Annotated in this window: 14 protein-coding genes; 7 read left to right on the top strand and 7 right to left on the bottom strand. The window is 49.1% G+C overall.

The genetic code is table 11. The features are described from left to right. The first annotated feature begins 388 nt into the window (after positions 1-388). The 7 genes from kdpF (at position 389) to ACO0K2_RS01185 (ending at position 8,775) form a co-directional block, all read left to right on the top strand. Positions 389-478, top strand: a complete 90-nt coding sequence (gene kdpF, locus ACO0K2_RS01215) for a K(+)-transporting ATPase subunit F (RefSeq protein ID WP_423014909.1) — start codon at positions 389-391, stop codon at positions 476-478. Further along, a complete protein-coding gene (kdpA, locus tag ACO0K2_RS01210) occupies positions 478-2,295 on the top strand; it encodes a potassium-transporting ATPase subunit KdpA (RefSeq protein ID WP_423014907.1) in 1,818 nt (605 codons plus the stop codon). The genes kdpF and kdpA overlap by 1 nt, the downstream gene beginning before the upstream one ends. Before the next feature lie 13 nt (positions 2,296-2,308). Next, entirely contained in the window at positions 2,309-4,390 is a 2,082-nt protein-coding gene (gene kdpB, locus ACO0K2_RS01205; protein WP_423014905.1) for a potassium-transporting ATPase subunit KdpB, read from the top strand. A gap of 22 nt (positions 4,391-4,412) precedes the next feature. After that, positions 4,413-4,982, top strand: a complete 570-nt coding sequence (gene kdpC / locus ACO0K2_RS01200) for a potassium-transporting ATPase subunit KdpC (RefSeq protein ID WP_423014903.1) — start codon at positions 4,413-4,415, stop codon at positions 4,980-4,982. A gap of 93 nt (positions 4,983-5,075) precedes the next feature. Further along, positions 5,076-7,787 carry a DUF4118 domain-containing protein gene (locus tag ACO0K2_RS01195; protein WP_423014901.1) on the top strand — a complete coding sequence of 904 codons (2,712 nt, stop codon included), beginning with the start codon at positions 5,076-5,078 and terminating at the stop codon, positions 7,785-7,787. Further along, positions 7,784-8,476, top strand: a complete 693-nt coding sequence (gene kdpE, locus ACO0K2_RS01190) for a two-component system response regulator KdpE (RefSeq protein ID WP_423014899.1) — start codon at positions 7,784-7,786, stop codon at positions 8,474-8,476. The genes ACO0K2_RS01195 and kdpE overlap by 4 nt, the downstream gene beginning before the upstream one ends. Before the next feature lie 107 nt (positions 8,477-8,583). Then, positions 8,584-8,775, top strand: a complete 192-nt coding sequence (locus tag ACO0K2_RS01185; RefSeq protein ID WP_423014897.1) for a hypothetical protein — start codon at positions 8,584-8,586, stop codon at positions 8,773-8,775. Positions 8,776-9,155: 380 nt separating this feature from the next. Here ACO0K2_RS01185 and ACO0K2_RS01180 read toward each other — a convergent pair whose 3' ends face one another. From ACO0K2_RS01180 to dnaK, 7 genes are all read right to left on the bottom strand, one after another. Continuing rightward, a complete protein-coding gene (locus ACO0K2_RS01180; protein WP_423014895.1) occupies positions 9,156-9,395 on the bottom strand; it encodes a hypothetical protein in 240 nt (79 codons plus the stop codon). 26 nt (positions 9,396-9,421) lie between these two features. Further along, entirely contained in the window at positions 9,422-10,135 is a 714-nt protein-coding gene (locus tag ACO0K2_RS01175; protein WP_423014893.1) for an SDR family NAD(P)-dependent oxidoreductase, read from the bottom strand. Continuing rightward, positions 10,132-10,353 carry a TIGR02450 family Trp-rich protein gene (locus ACO0K2_RS01170; RefSeq protein WP_423014891.1) on the bottom strand — a complete coding sequence of 74 codons (222 nt, stop codon included), beginning with the start codon at positions 10,351-10,353 and terminating at the stop codon, positions 10,132-10,134. The genes ACO0K2_RS01175 and ACO0K2_RS01170 overlap by 4 nt, the downstream gene beginning before the upstream one ends. A gap of 98 nt (positions 10,354-10,451) precedes the next feature. Then, positions 10,452-11,123, bottom strand: coding sequence for a carbonate dehydratase (can, locus tag ACO0K2_RS01165; protein ID WP_423014889.1), 672 nt, complete (start codon positions 11,121-11,123; stop codon positions 10,452-10,454). Between the two features lie 382 nt (positions 11,124-11,505). Next, positions 11,506-12,120 (bottom strand): chalcone isomerase family protein, encoded by a 615-nt coding sequence (locus ACO0K2_RS01160; RefSeq protein WP_423014887.1) that lies wholly within the window; start codon positions 12,118-12,120, stop codon positions 11,506-11,508. Between the two features lie 254 nt (positions 12,121-12,374). Further along, positions 12,375-13,496, bottom strand: coding sequence for a molecular chaperone DnaJ (dnaJ, locus tag ACO0K2_RS01155; protein ID WP_423014885.1), 1,122 nt, complete (start codon positions 13,494-13,496; stop codon positions 12,375-12,377). A gap of 189 nt (positions 13,497-13,685) precedes the next feature. Beyond that, positions 13,686-15,623, bottom strand: coding sequence for a molecular chaperone DnaK (gene dnaK / locus ACO0K2_RS01150; RefSeq protein WP_423014883.1), 1,938 nt, complete (start codon positions 15,621-15,623; stop codon positions 13,686-13,688). Positions 15,624-15,805: the final 182 nt, after the last annotated feature.

Genomic DNA, 15,805 nt, shown 5'->3' with positions numbered 1-15,805 from the left:
CGAATGACAGGTTGAATCATAGACATGCCATCTTGATCACGAAGGATCATTGCGACCAACTGCAGGTTTGAAGGAGTGAACAGTCAATTTTGACGGATTAACTTCATCCTCACTGACGCTTTACGCGTCAAATGGAGAAGGACCTCAACCATACCGAAAATGACTCCTCGGCAACTGATGAAGCGTGGTTTGAGCGGTGTTTACACAATTTTTACACGCGACCAATGAAGCTATACGACATCTTTATCCCTTTTTCCCTATTGTCTTACCTGTCATCAAAGGATTTCACTGGAGGTCATATGGAGTTTATTTACGTGGGATATGTACTGCTATTTGCAGTATGTTCATTCGCCCTGATCAAGGGTTGCAGCCATCTTGGAGGCGGTTTATGAGTCTGTTTCAAATCATTTCTGCGGTCGTTGCGGCCCTCTTACTCGTCTATCTGGTCTATGCGCTCTTGAAACCGGAGGCATTCTGATGAATCACTCAGCCTTTTTCCAAATTGCACTGTATATGGTCGTATTGACGACGCTTGCCGTGCCTTTGGGTCTTTATATCAACAAAGTCATGACTGGCGAAAAAAACCCCTTGTCATGGTTACTCCAACCCGTAGAAAAATTCTTCTACAAACTCTTTGGCATCGATGCTGCTGAAGAAATGTCCTGGAAGCACTATGCGATCACACTGATGGCCTTCAATGTACTGGGCGTCGTGGTCGTCTATGCTCTGCAGCGCTTTCAATTGGCCTTACCGCTTAATCCACAGGCCTTGCCTGGTGTCGGTCCAGATTCCTCTTTCAATACGGCAATTAGTTTCGTCACTAATACCAACTGGCAGAGCTATACGCCTGAAACAACGATGAGTTATTTCACGCAAATGACTGGCTTGAGCGTTCAAAACTTCTTCTCTGCAGCAACAGGCTTGGCTGTGGCAGTCGCATTGATTCGTGGCTTTGCACGTCACACTGCCCAAAGTATCGGTAACTTCTGGGTCGATCTGACACGAAGCACCTTATACATATTGCTGCCACTCTCTTTCGTCTTCGCTATTGGCTTGATGAGCCAAGGTGTGATTCAGAATTTTGACGCCTACAAAACAGCGCAGTTAGTTGAAAAACTCGATTACAGCGTTCCCAAAGTCGACGCCGCTGGTGCGCCAGTCAATGATGCTGCCGGCAAACCGGTCATGGAAGCACAAAGCACGACAACGCAAACATTACCAATGGGCCCAGTCGCTTCTCAGGAAGCAATCAAAATGGTTGGTACCAATGGTGGTGGTTTCTTTAATGCAAACTCTGCCCACCCATTTGAGAACCCTACCCCTTTCTCTAACTTTTTACAGATGATTGCGATCTTCCTGATTCCTGCCGCCTTGTGTGTGACCTTCGGCAAGATGGTCGGCGACAAGCGTCAAGGTTGGGCGATTTTTGCTGTCATGGCCATTCTGTTTGTGATATTCGCCGGTATTGCGATTGTCGCCGAGCAACAAGGCAATCCGATGTTCAGCAAATTGGGACTTGATCAAGCGATGAGCAGCACTCCCGCCATGTCACAAGCGGGTGGCAACATGGAAGGCAAAGAAACACGCTTTGGTATCGCTGCGTCCGGATTATTTGCAACCATCACGACGGCAGCATCCTGCGGTGCAGTCAATGCGATGCATGATTCATTTACTCCGATCGGCGGCATGGTACCTCTCGTACTCATGAAACTCGGTGAAGTGGTCTTTGGTGGCGTAGGTGCGGGTATGTATGGCATGTTGATTTTTGCGATCATGGCCGTGTTTATTGCAGGCTTGATGATTGGTCGTACACCAGAATATCTCGGCAAAAAGATCGAAGCCTTTGAAATGAAAATGATTGCCATCACGATCTTGATCGGACCATTGCTTGTGTTGGTTGGTACGGCAGTATCCGTCATGGTTACGGATGGTAAAGCAGGCATCTCGAATCCTGGCGCCCATGGCTTTACGGAAATTTTGTATGCCTTTGTATCCGCTGCTAATAACAACGGTAGCGCCTTTGCAGGCCTCAATGCAAATACGCCTTTCTATAACACGATGTTAGCCGTTGCTATGTGGTTTGGTCGCTTCTTCATCATTATCCCTATCCTCGCTGTCGCAGGTGCCATGGCACGCAAAAAACGATTAGCAGCGACTGCAGGCACCTTGCCGACGCATGGTCCGTTGTTTGTCGCTTTGTTACTGGGAACGGTGGTGATCGTTGGTGCGCTGACCTACATCCCCGCATTGGCGCTCGGTCCACTTGTTGAACATCTGACGATGATCGCCCAATAAAAGAAAGAAGAAAATGAGCCATAAAGTTGAATTATCGTTGCTGAATTCCAGCATCGTCAAACCAGCGATTCTTGATGCGTTCCGCAAACTGCAACCCCAGATCCAGATGAAAAATCCGGTCATGTTTGTGGTGTATGTGGGAAGTATTCTGACAACCGCATTAACTATCCAGGCATACACCAGTCAAGGCGAAGCACCTGCTGGCTTTATCCTCGCCGTCGCACTCTGGTTATGGTTTACCGTCTTGTTTGCGAACTTTGCCGAAGCATTGGCAGAAGGACGCAGTAAAGCACAAGCAGAATCGCTGCGTGGCGCAAAGCAAGATGTGCGCGCGAAGAAACTAACAACGGCAAAACGTGGTTCACCTCAGATGTTGGTCAGTGGATCAACGCTGCGTAAAGGCGATATCATCCTCATCGAAGCGGGCGATGTCGTCCCTGCAGATGGTGAGGTCATTGAAGGCGTTGCCTCTGTCGATGAATCTGCCATTACTGGTGAATCGGCACCAGTCATTCGTGAATCAGGTGGTGACTTCAGCGCAGTAACAGGTGGTACACGCGTGTTGTCCGATTGGATCATTGTGCGTGTCACCGTCAATCCTGGCGAAGCATTCTTAGATCGTATGATTGCTATGGTAGAAGGCGCGAAGCGTCAAAAAACCCCGAATGAAATTGCATTAACCATTTTATTGGTCGCATTAACGATTGTCTTCTTGTTGGCAACCGTGACCCTATTGCCCTTCTCGCAGTTTAGTGTCGAGGCATCGGGTGCCGGCACACCGGTCACGATTACCGTTCTCGTTGCGTTGTTGGTGTGCCTGATTCCGACGACCATTGGCGGCTTGTTGTCAGCGATTGGGGTCGCGGGTATGAGTCGTATGATGCAAGCGAATGTAATTGCCACATCAGGTCGTGCGGTTGAAGCGGCTGGTGACGTCGATGTGTTATTGCTCGATAAAACAGGCACGATTACGCTCGGCAATCGTCAGGCTTCCAAGTTCTATCCTGCACCTGGGATCACCGAAGAACAATTGGCGGATGCCGCACAGCTGTCGTCTCTTGCGGATGAAACACCTGAAGGTCGGAGTATCGTTATTCTGGCAAAACAGCTGTTCCAATTACGTGAACGTGATATCCAAGCGCTGGGAGCAGAATTTATTCCCTTCACCGCGCAAACTCGTATGAGTGGTGTCGATCTAACGCAAGCTGGTGTCGTGCGTAAAATCCGCAAAGGCTCTGTCGATGCAACACGCAAATATTTCACTGAGTTGGGCAACAGCTTCCCGCCATCTGTGATCGATACCGTCGAACAGGTCTCACGTCAAGGAAGTACGCCACTCGTCGTCATTGATGATCAACGCGTCATGGGCGTCATTGAGCTCAAAGATATCGTCAAAGGTGGCATCAAAGAGCGCTTTGCTGAATTACGTCAGATGGGGATCAAAACCATCATGATCACCGGCGATAACCGTCTCACCGCCGCTGCCATTGCCGCAGAAGCGGGTGTCGATGATTTTCTGGCAGAAGCAACACCAGAAGATAAATTGAAGTTGATTCGCTCTCATCAAGCTGAAGGCAAATTGGTTGCCATGACGGGCGATGGCACGAACGACGCACCGGCCTTAGCGCAAGCGGACGTCGCGGTTGCCATGAATAGCGGCACACAAGCTGCCAAAGAAGCCGGTAACATGGTGGATCTGGATTCCAATCCCACCAAGCTCATTGAGATCGTCGAAATTGGCAAACAAATGCTGATGACACGTGGCTCACTCACGACCTTCAGTATCGCGAATGACGTTGCCAAATACTTTGCGATTATTCCTGCGATGTTTGCAACGACCTACCCGCAACTCAATGCGCTCAATTTGATGCATTTAACAAGTCCATCAAGCGCAATCATGTCGGCGGTGATCTTCAATGCGCTGATCATCGTGTTCCTGATTCCACTGGCATTAAAAGGGGTGAAATACCGCGCTTTAGGTGCCGATGTTTTATTGCGCCGTAATTTACTGGTCTATGGTTTAGGTGGGCTGATCGTTCCATTTATTGGCATTAAGCTGATCGACATCATCCTCACTATTTTAGGTCTGGTCTAACCCGACAAGCGGAAAGCTCATCATGAAAATAATACGTCCCCTCATCGCTTCCTTCGTCCTGTTGACCGCAGTGACAGGTGTGGTCTATCCATTGGTAGTCACTGGCGTCGGTAAAGTCGCCTTTAGCCACCAAGTCAACGGTAGCCTGATTGAAAAAGATGGCAAGGTCTTAGGATCAACACTCATCGGTCAACATTTTTCTGATCCTAAGCACTTTTGGGGTAGACCCTCCGGAGCGGGTACCTTTGAGTACAATGGCTTAGCCTCAGGAGGCTCCAACCAAGGGCCAACCAATCCCGCGCTGAAAGCAGCCATCGAAGATCGCATCAAAGCCTTACATGATGCGGATCCTGAGAATACAGCAGCGATCCCTGTAGATCTCGTCACGGCTTCCGGCAGCGGTCTCGATCCTGAGATCAGCCCTGCTGCAGCCAATTATCAGCTACAACGGGTTGCCAAAGCGCGCGGATTGAAAACAGAACAAGTCCGTGATCTAATTGCTCAACACACCCAAGAGCCGCAATTAGGCCTTTTTGGTGAAGCACGCGTAAATGTGTTGGAACTCAATTTGGCATTGGATCAGTTGCACTAAGCGCCTCATGAAGCAACGATCGTCCAACGGAGATCGTGCAGCATAGCATCATAACCCCGCCCGGCCATGCCGGGCTATTTGACGATTGACACCATGAACACCAACCGCCCCGATCCTGATGCCTTGTTAGATAAAATTCAGCGCGAAGATCAGAAGCAACAGCGTGGTCGTCTGAAGATATTTTTTGGTGCCTGCGCCGGCGTCGGTAAAACGTACGCCATGCTCAATGCCGCCCACGCACAGAAAGCAAATGGCGTCGATGTCTTGGTCGGTGTCGTCGAAACACATGGTCGCCATGACACGGTCCAGATTAGTCAAAATTTGGATGTCTTACCTGCCAAAAAAATACAATACAAAGACCGCGTCTTGTCCGAATTCGATCTTGACGAGGCCTTAAAGCGCCATCCTGAACTAATCCTCATGGATGAACTGGCGCACTCCAATGTCGCCGGTTCACGCCATGCAAAGCGCTGGCAAGATATCGAAGAGTTACTCGCAGCGGGTATCAATGTCTACACCACCGTCAACGTCCAGCATCTCGAAACGCTCAACGACGTCGTCGGTCAGATCACCGGTATTCGCGTGTGGGAAACCGTGCCAGATAAAGTGTTCGATCAAGCAGATGAAATCACCCTCGTTGACCTACCACCAGATGAACTCCTGCGGCGGTTAAAGGAGGGCAAAGTCTATCTTGAACACCAGGCACAACGCGCCGCAAAGAATTTTTTCCGTAAAGGGAATCTGATCGCTTTGCGGGAATTAGCATTGCGCCGAACAGCGGATCAGGTGGATGTGCAAATGCGCGACTATCGCGCTGACCAGTCCATCAATACCGTCTGGCAGGCGAAAGAACGACTGCTCGTCTGCGTCGGACCAGACCAGAGCGCCAGCAAACTGGTGCGAGGCGCAGCACGTTTGGCAGCGAGCTTACGTGCGGACTGGATCGCCGTCTACGTGGAGACGCCAAAGCTCCAAAATCTCAGCAGCGAACAGCGTGAAGCAATTATGAAAACGCTGAAACTCGCGCAAGAACTTGGCGCAGAAACGACAACACTGGCAGGCGAAAGTTTGCCCAGCTTATTACTGAGCTACGCACAGAGCCGCAACGTATCCAAAATCGTTATCGGCAAATCATTACGTCCGGCATGGGAACGCCTTCTGCGAAACAGTCTTGCCGATGAACTCGCCAATCGCACCAAAGACATCGACATTGTGATGGTGGGTCATGATCTTGATGCAAATGCCGAAAGGTCCATGCTTCCCCGTAGAAGCCATCTCAGCACCGAGCAAACGAAGAAAACCACCACCTCCGAATACATCTGGACGGCAGTCGTATGTATGGGTGCCACCTTGATCAGCGCAGGGCTGACGCAGATATTTGATCTCGCCAACGTGGTCATGCTGTATCTTCTCGCCGTCGTCTTTATTGCTATCCGTTTTGGACGTGGTGCCTCAGTATTGGCCTCGTTTCTCAGTGTGGCAAGTTTTGATTTTTTCTTTGTACCGCCGCGATTTTCATTCAGTGTGAGCGATAGTCAGTATTTGTTCACATTTGCCATTATGCTCGCTGTGTCGCTGATCATCAGTAACCTGATGGCGAATTTACGGTTCCAAGCACGGATCGCCCATTATCGCGAACGTCGCGCCGACGCGCTCTACACGATGACCAAATCCTTATCCGGTGCGCTGATGATCGAACAGATCATTGAAATCAGTACAGAGCATGTCGCGCCGGTTTTCCAAGCTAAAGTCGCCGTATTACTACCTGATAGCCACGAAAAAGTCCGCCCTCCCGTTTCTGGCGGCGATGCTAAAGCGACCTTACAAGACTTGGATAACGATGTTGCGCAGTGGGTTTATGACAATGCACAAAAAGCAGGATTAGGCACCAATACCCTGCCCTCAAATGCCGTGTTATACATCCCATTACAAGCTCCCATGCGGACACGGGGAGTGTTAGCCATCGCACCGCATGATCCACATCAAGTATTTCAGCCAGAGCAGCAACAATTACTCGACACCTTCGCTTCCCAAATCGCACTCGCCTTAGAGCGCGTTCACTACGTTGATGTGGCACAAGATGCCTTAATCAACATGGAGGCAGAGCGTTTGCGTAACTCGCTACTGTCTGCGATTTCACATGATTTACGCACACCATTAACCGCTATTGTCGGACTCGCTAGCACCTTAGATCAACAACCTGAGTTGCAAGTAGAAAAACGCCATGAGCTCAGTCATGCCATTCATGAAGAAGCGTTGCGTATGAGCGGACTGGTGGCCAATTTACTCGATATGGCTCGCTTACAATCCGGCAAAATTAATCTTAATCTGCAATGGCAGCCCATCGAAGAAGTTGTTGGTAGTGCGTTACGGGCCTGTAGTCATAGCCTGATCGGCTATCAATTGGAAACTCACCTCGCGAGCGATCTTCCGCTCTTATCGTTTGATGCCGTGCTGATTGAACGCGTTCTCTGCAATTTACTTGAAAACGCCGCCAAATATGGTGCAGGTCAAATCACGCTCAGTGCCATCAGACATCAAGATGACGTCTGGGTCATTGTCAAAGACAACGGCCCTGGCTTACCTGTCGGTATCAATATTTTTGAAAAATTTACTCGCGGCGATGTGGAAGCCGCCAGCCCAGGCGTTGGCTTGGGATTAGCCATTTGCGAAGCCATTATCGGTGCGCACAATGGTAAAATCTGGGCTGAGACACTCGACGAAGGCGGCGCACAATTTACGTTTTCTCTGCCAGTGGGTGTCGCCCCCGCAATGCCACCTGTAATCGAGTCGGAATTACCATGAGCGACAGTAAAATTCATATCGTCCTGATTGAAGACGAAAAACAAATTCGCCGCTTTCTGACTGCTGCGCTAGAGGCAGAGGATATGGTTGTCTATGAAAGCGAGACAGGTAAACAAGGTTTAATTACCTGCGCCACCCGCAAGCCTGATTTATTGATCGTTGATCTCGGCCTCCCCGATATCAACGGTTTAGAGGTGATCCGCGATGTACGTAGCTGGAGTGAAGTCCCCATCATCGTTTTATCCGCACGCACCCAAGAACACGAAAAAGTCGCCGCACTTGACGCTGGCGCAGACGATTACTTGAGCAAGCCCTTTGGCGCCGCTGAGCTCATCGCCCGCATCCGCGCACATCTACGACGTCGACAACCATCCAACGCCCAAGCGGATGCGATGTTTCAATTTGGTGATGTGAGTATCAATTTCGGCTTACGGACCGTCACCCGAGGCGATGAAGCCATTCATCTCAGCCCCCTTGAGTACCGCTTGTTATCCGTACTCGCCAGAAATGTCGGCAAGGTCATGACCCATCAGCAACTACTGAAAGAAGTCTGGGGCCCGAACCATTCTGAAAGTAGCCATTATCTCCGTATTTACATGGCAAACCTACGCCAAAAACTCGAACGCGAACCGGCCCAACCGAAGCACTTTATTACTGAAACGGGCGTTGGTTATCGGCTGGTGATGTAAGGTTTTTTTACTACATTTTCTTCTTTGTTGAGGTTGGATGAAAATGCTGTGTTGAAATTTTATGTGGCCTTACTCTGGGAAATTAACGTTGGGATGCCGGCGTTGAGATGATGGGTGGTTTTGGTTTTGGTTTTGGTTTTGGTTTTGGTTTTGGTTTTGGTTTTGGTTTTGGTTTTGGTTTTGGTTTTGGTTTTGGTTTTGGTTTTGGTTTTGGTTTTGGTTTTGGTTTTGGTTTTGACTTTGGCTTTGGTTCGGTTTCGGTTTCGGTTTTAGCTTTGGTTCGTTGTCGGTGTAATTAACAATAGGTCGATCCCCCCCGTCATCACCCGCGCAGGCGGGTGATCCAGTGGCACGAGAGTGCCCAAGCAAAGCGCTGGCGCGCACTGGATTCTCCGCTTTCGCGGAGAATGACGAAGCGGAGGTGCGTTGTTGACGGCGCAGAGGTGCGTTGTTAACGGCGTAGAGGTTCGTTGTTGACGACGTAGAGGTTCGTTGTTGACGACATTGAGGTGCGTTATTGGTGAAAATATCCGCACTCCCACCATCGTCATCACCCGCGCAGGCGGGTGATCCAGTGGCACGAGAGTGCCCATGCAAAGCGCTGGCGCGCACTGGATTCTCCGCTTTCGCGGAGAATGACGAAGCGGAGGTGCGTTGTTGACGGCGCAGAGGTGCGTTGTTAACGGCGTAGAGGTTCGTTGTTGACGACGTAGAGGTTCGTTGTTGACGACATTGAGGGACTTTGTTGTCGACATTGAGGTGCGTTATTGGTGAAAATATCCGCACTCCCACCATCGTCATCACCCGCGCAGGCGGGTGATCCAGTGGCACGAGAGTGCCCATGCAAAGCGCTGGCGCGCACTGGATTCTCCGCTTTCGCGGAGAATGACGAAGCGGAGGTGCGTTGTTGTCTGCGCAATCGCTCTCGAACACAGTGAAATACAGTCACCAAGGCAACTGCTCATCCCCATAGGTATAAAAATGACCGGATTGCTCAGGCATTTTCTGATTGATGACGTTGAGCATATCGATCACGGCCTCATCCGCATTGCGTGCCACGCTACCGCCTCTAAATGGCTGCGACAAACCGGTCTGTACTGTCCCCGGATGCAGTGCCAACAGCACCGCGTTTTTCTGGCTGCGTTTGAGTTCAATTGCTGCAGTTTTCACGAGCATATTCAACGCGGCTTTTGATGCGCGATAGCTATACCATCCGCCAAGTCGATTATCTTCGATACTGCCGACTTTAGCAGACAGCATCACCATCACGCCGCGTTGGCTATCGAGTAACGGTGCAAAATGGCGCATCACTAGCGCGGGGCCGAAGGTGTTAATTTCAAAGACCGTTTTTAAGTGATCGTACTGCAAGTCACTTAATTTCTTCTCTGGCATGAAGTCATTGCCATGCAAAACGCCTGTCGCGTTAATGATCAGATGAAAAGGTCCACGAGCGGCGAGTTGCTCTGCCGCGCGCTCGATGCTGGTTTCTTCACTGAAATCAACCGGCGGGATAGAGTGCCGATGCAGTTCTTCGACATGGTTGTCCGATGAGGCAAGGCGTAATGCGCGGACAAATGCGGCACCAATGCCGCCCGATGCGCCAATAACAAGCGCGCGAAGTGGTGACGGAAACGAATCCAGATGCAGTGCGACTGTCATTGCCAGCCTCGCTTCCACTTTGTGTCATCACATAACTCACGCCATGGCAACTGGCGTACCGCTTTACTAAAAACGGCTTCCATTTCAATCATTTCAATGGGCTGTGTCGGATCGATCTGTTCGATTAACTTCGTCACAATGAAATGCTTTTGTTTTGCAACGATTTCCGTTGCTGTCCATTTGGACATCAACAATTTTTTGGGCTGTATCTGATTCATATCACTACCTTATAGTCACCGCGCCGCAAGTTGTTGCGTACACTGTTTATGCCAGGAGGTGACAGAGAAGCGGAGTCAGACACCCACGCTCTCATGCGTTATGTGACGTCGTATCGTGCAAGACTTTGTTCTACATGCTGTGCCAGTGTCTCGGGAGAGCTGACTGTCATGCCCAGCTCACTCAACAATCCATCCTGTAAACCGTAGACCCAGCCATGCACCGTCACAGGTTGTCCACGTTCCCAGGCATCCTGGATCACCGTTGTCTTACATACATTAACGACCTGCTCAATCACGTTCAATTCACATAACCGGTCACCACGTTGCTTCAGGTTCAACGTTTCGCCCATATAGCGATCATACTTTTGATGTACGTCTTGCACGTGACGCAACCAGTTGTCCGCCAATCCAACACGGCCACCCGTCATCGCTGCGTGAACACCGGAGCAGCCATAATGACCGCAGATAATAATGTGCTTCACGCCCAGTACATCAACGGCAAACTGTAGCACAGAGAGACAATTTAAGTCGGAGTGCACCACGACGTTAGCGATATTGCGGTGTACGAATAATTCGCCAGGCAATAAGCCGAGTAATTCGTTTGCAGGAACGCGACTATCGGAACAGCCAATCCAGAGGTACTCAGGATTTTGCTGGGCGGCGAGCTTTTTAAAAAAGTCAGCGTCTTTGTCGCATATCGCTTGGGCCCAACGGCGATTGTTTTCAAACAACTGCGCTGGGGTCAATTCTGTTCGGATTTGGTCTACCATCATCATGCCCTGAATGTGAAACAGGCATGATTTTAACCGCTTCTGCGGTGGACAGAATAGCGCATTATTTTCATGCGTGAGATGGAGCCACACGAGCCAAGGAATGACACTGTTGAACGTTAGCAGCAAAAAAGCGAAGTTAGATCGTGTTATGTCATAACTGCGTCTATCTCGCTGCTAACTCCTTGATCTCCGTTGTACGATGACGCCGCTCATTCATGAAATTGCCATGGAATGGAAAGCGTTGAAAAGGGACTTAAAGAGGCGTTCACCTCGCGACTTCTGCAAAGACGGAGAATCAATTCCGCTTGGGATAAGCATTGATTGTGCACCAATGAACATCAGGGCGGGTTATCCCCGCCCTGAACAGATTGCTTGTTATTTAGTGAAACATGCCGCGTGTTTCACCTTCACCCAACATCGCTTTTTTCAATCCGGTATCGACTGGATTGTCACCCAACCAAATACGGAGCAAGGTGTTGTAGAACAGAATATCAGGATAAGGCTCGCCCAGTTTTTTACCGTTCAACGCAACGACAGTGCCAACGCCAGGTACCCAGTCGGTCGTCATGATATCGCCTTTTTTCAGCTCTGGAACGGACGCAAATAACTCACCAAAACGGAGAAACTGGGAAGTCAGTTTTGCTTTATCTGTTTTGTCAGTATTTTTTTGAATCCCTTGCATAAAGCCACGGCTGAAGTCTTCGCTGCTTAAATCACGCAACATAACGATGGAAACACGGCGGGGACCGTCCACATTCAAGATGTCGTGAACCGTCGTCTTTTTTTCTTTGATGTAGAGTCCAGCAACGTAGACTTTAAAAATGGCTTTGTATCGAATACCGGCACCATTGAGTTTGAGCTCGGTATTGGCTAATTGGATGGTATCGTCGAGTTTGACTCCGGCGACCTCCGTAGCGATGACATTGGTGCTCAACGCGGCACCGATCATGAAGCTAACGCCTGCAATCCAGGACTTATAGGTGGTAAAACGCATTTTGTCTCCTCAGAACAATCATTTCATGTCGAGTTGGGTGGTTATATTTGTCAGTAAGAAATCATACCCGACAATTCCCCATTCTGTTTTTTGGTTTTATTTAAATGGTCAACAAGCTTAATGCACAAAACGGTGCAATCCATCCCCTTTTTTGGGATTGACACGTCTAAATTACATAGGGTGTGATTAGTTGCTCCATAAAAAATGCCCTGTTCAAACATCAACAGGGCATTTTTAGATGAATGCTTTGTTACTTACTCAAAAAATTTCTTGACCTTATCCATCCATGTTTTGCTTTGTGGGTTATGTTTTGAGCCGCCTTCAACGGTCAATTGCTCAAATTCACGCAGCAAATCTTTTTGTTTTTCAGTCAATTTCACTGGCGTCTCAATGACAACGTGGCAGAACAAGTCTCCCGCGTAGCCTGAACGAACACCTTTCACACCCTTACTACGCAGACGGAATGTTTTTCCGGATTGCGTGCCTTCAGGAACCGTAAACGATGCTTTACCGCTTAAGGTTGGTACCTCGATGTCACCGCCCAAGGCTGCCTTAACGAAGGAAATGGGAATTTCGCAATGTAAATCATCCCCTTCACGTTGGAACACTGGGTGTTGTTTGATGTGAATTTCCACATACAAATCACCTGGAGGACCACCGTTGACACCGGGCTCACCATTACCAGAAGACCGGATGCGCATGCCATCATCAATCCCTGCTGGGATTTTGACTTCGAGTGTTTTGTTACGTTTGATGCGACCAACGCCTGAGCAACTTGGGCATGGGTCAGGAATCATCTTACCGGTACCGTGACATTTCGGACAGGTTTGCTGAATACTGAATAAGCCTTGTTGCATCCGTACCTGACCGTGACCAGCGCAGGTCGTACATGTGACTGGTGATGTGCCTGGTTTCGCGCCAGAGCCATGGCAAGTCTCGCAAGAGTCCCAGCTTGGAACGCGAATTGTTGTGTCGAAGCCGTTTGCTGCCTGTTCTAACGTAATTTCAAGGTTGTAGCGCAGATCTGCACCACGATAAACTTGAGGACCGGAACTACGACGTCCGCCGCCACCAAAAATATCACCGAAAATATCACCAAAGGCATCCGCAAAGCCGCCCGCGCCGCCGCCACCGCCGCCGCCCATATTTGGATCGACACCAGCATGACCATAGCGGTCGTATGCTTCGCGTTTCTGGCTATCCGACAACATCTCGTAAGCCTCTTTGGCTTCCTTGAATTTTTCTTCTGCGGATTTATTATCCGGATTACGATCCGGATGGTATTTCATCGCCAGCTTACGATAAGCCTTTTTGATTTCATCTTCTGAGGCGTTTTTACCGACTCCGAGAATTTCGTAAAAATCACGCTTCGCCATCTCGATTACACCTTGTTTTTTTAATTCACAGTCTGCGTACAGGGTACGTGCTGTGTCATTTTAAAAGTTCAACAACAGTTACTACAAAAGCGCAGAGTTCGCAGAGATCATCTTGAAATGCTCTGCGACCTCTGCGCCTTCACGCTTCTGCGTTTTTTGTTGCCGTTTTCTGGATACTAGAGAACGGGATTATTTGCTGTCTTTGACTTCTTTAAAGTCAGCATCAACAACGTCATCATCTTTTGCAGCAGATTCAGCACCGCCTGCTGCACCACCCGCTGCACCAGCAGCAGCTTGTTGTGCTTGCATGTCTGCGTACACTTTTTCACCCAGCTTTTGAGAAGCAGTGGAGAGTGCGCCCAGTTTTGTGTCGATCTCTGCTTTGTCGCCAGATTTCAGTACATCTTCCAGATCCTTGATGGCAGCTTCGATCTTCTCTTTTTCGCCAGCGTCTAACTTGTCACCATGTTCAGCCAGGGCTTTCTTGGTGGAGTGAACCAATGCGTCGCCTTGATTGCGGGACTCAGCCAATTCTTTGACTTTTTTGTCTTCTTCCGCGTTCAATTCAGCATCTTTCACCATCTTCTGGATTTCTTCTTCCGTCAGACCAGAGTTCGCTTTGATCGTGATTTTGTTTTCTTTACCAGTTGCTTTGTCTTTTGCGCCTACATGCAAAATACCGTTCGCGTCGATATCGAAAGTCACTTCGATCTGCGGTGTGCCACGTGGTGCTGGTGGGATACCTTCCAGATTGAATTCGCCCAAGCCTTTGTTACCGGCAGCGATTTCACGCTCACCTTGGTACACTTTGATTGTTACCGCTGGCTGATTGTCATCCGCAGTCGAGAACACTTGGCTGAATTTTGTTGGGATCGTTGTGTTTTTCTGGATCATTTTTGTCATGACGCCGCCCAGGGTTTCGATACCCAAGGACAGTGGTGTCACGTCCAACAGCAACAAGTCTTTACGATCACCAGACAAAACAGAACCTTGGATCGCAGCACCAACAGCAACTGCCTCGTCTGGGTTCACGTCTTTACGTGGTTCTTTGCCGAAGAAGTCTTTCACCACTTCTTGCACTTTTGGCATACGTGTCATACCACCAACGAGGATGATGTCGTCGATATCGGATGTCTTCACGCCTGCATCTTTAATCGCCAGACGGCATGGGTCGATCGTTTTTTGGATCAGTTCTTCGACCAATGCTTCGAGTTTAGCGCGCGTGATTTTCAAGTTCAAATGCACTGGTGCGCCGTTTGCCATGGCAATGTATGGCTCATTGATTTCTGTTTGCTGTGAGCTAGACAGTTCAATTTTTGCACGTTCTGCGGACGCTTTGATACGTTGCAGAGCGATTGGGTCTTTGGACAGGTCCAGACCGTTGATGTTTTTGAATTCGCCGATGATGTAGTCGATGACGCGTTGATCGAAGTCTTCACCACCAAGGAAGGTATCGCCGTTTGTGGACAATACTTCAAATTGCATTTCGCCATCAACGTCAGCGATTTCAATGATCGACACGTCGAATGTACCACCACCCAAATCGTAGACCGCAATCTTACGATCGCCTTTTTCTTTTTTGTCCAGACCGAACGCCAACGCCGCTGCAGTTGGTTCGTTAATGATACGTTTAACGTCCAGACCAGCGATACGGCCTGCATCTTTCGTTGCTTGACGTTGTGCATCGTTGAAGTACGCTGGAACAGTAATAACGGCTTCAGTCACTTCTTCGCCGAGGTAGTCTTCAGCGGTTTTCTTCATTTTACGCAGCACTTCTGCGGAAATTTGTGGTGGAGCCAAACGTTTGTCGCGTACGGATACCCATGCATCGCCATTGTCTGCTTTAGAAATGGTGTAAGGCATCAGGCCGATATCTTTTTGTACTTCTTTTTCTTCGAATTTACGACCGATCAAACGTTTTACCGCGAACAGTGTGTTTTTTGGGTTAGTGACAGCCTGGCGTTTCGCAGATGCGCCAACCAGAATTTCGCCATCTTCTTGATAAGCAATGATAGATGGCGTGGTACGCGCGCCTTCAGCGTTTTCGATAACTTTAGGCTGGCCGCCTTCCATGATAGCGACGCAAGAGTTGGTTGTACCCAAATCAATACCAATCATTTTTCCCATGATTTTCCCTCAGAATTTAGATTTTATTTATTTGTCAATATATGTGAGTGACGCCGAATAGTTGAACTTTCTTGGTTTTTAGCCATCAAAGTCATCACATCTTCTGGTAATTCACTCGTCTGTATCGGATATTAGGTAAAAAACCTGCTTTTCAAGCGTTTTTTGCTGGTTTTTTACGCTTT

The organism is Undibacterium sp. MH2W, from assembly GCF_049340215.1.
GTDB lineage: Bacteria > Pseudomonadota > Gammaproteobacteria > Burkholderiales > Burkholderiaceae_D > Undibacterium.
Note: the sequence above shows the minus strand (reverse complement) of the source record. Positions and strands in the feature narration are given on the sequence as shown.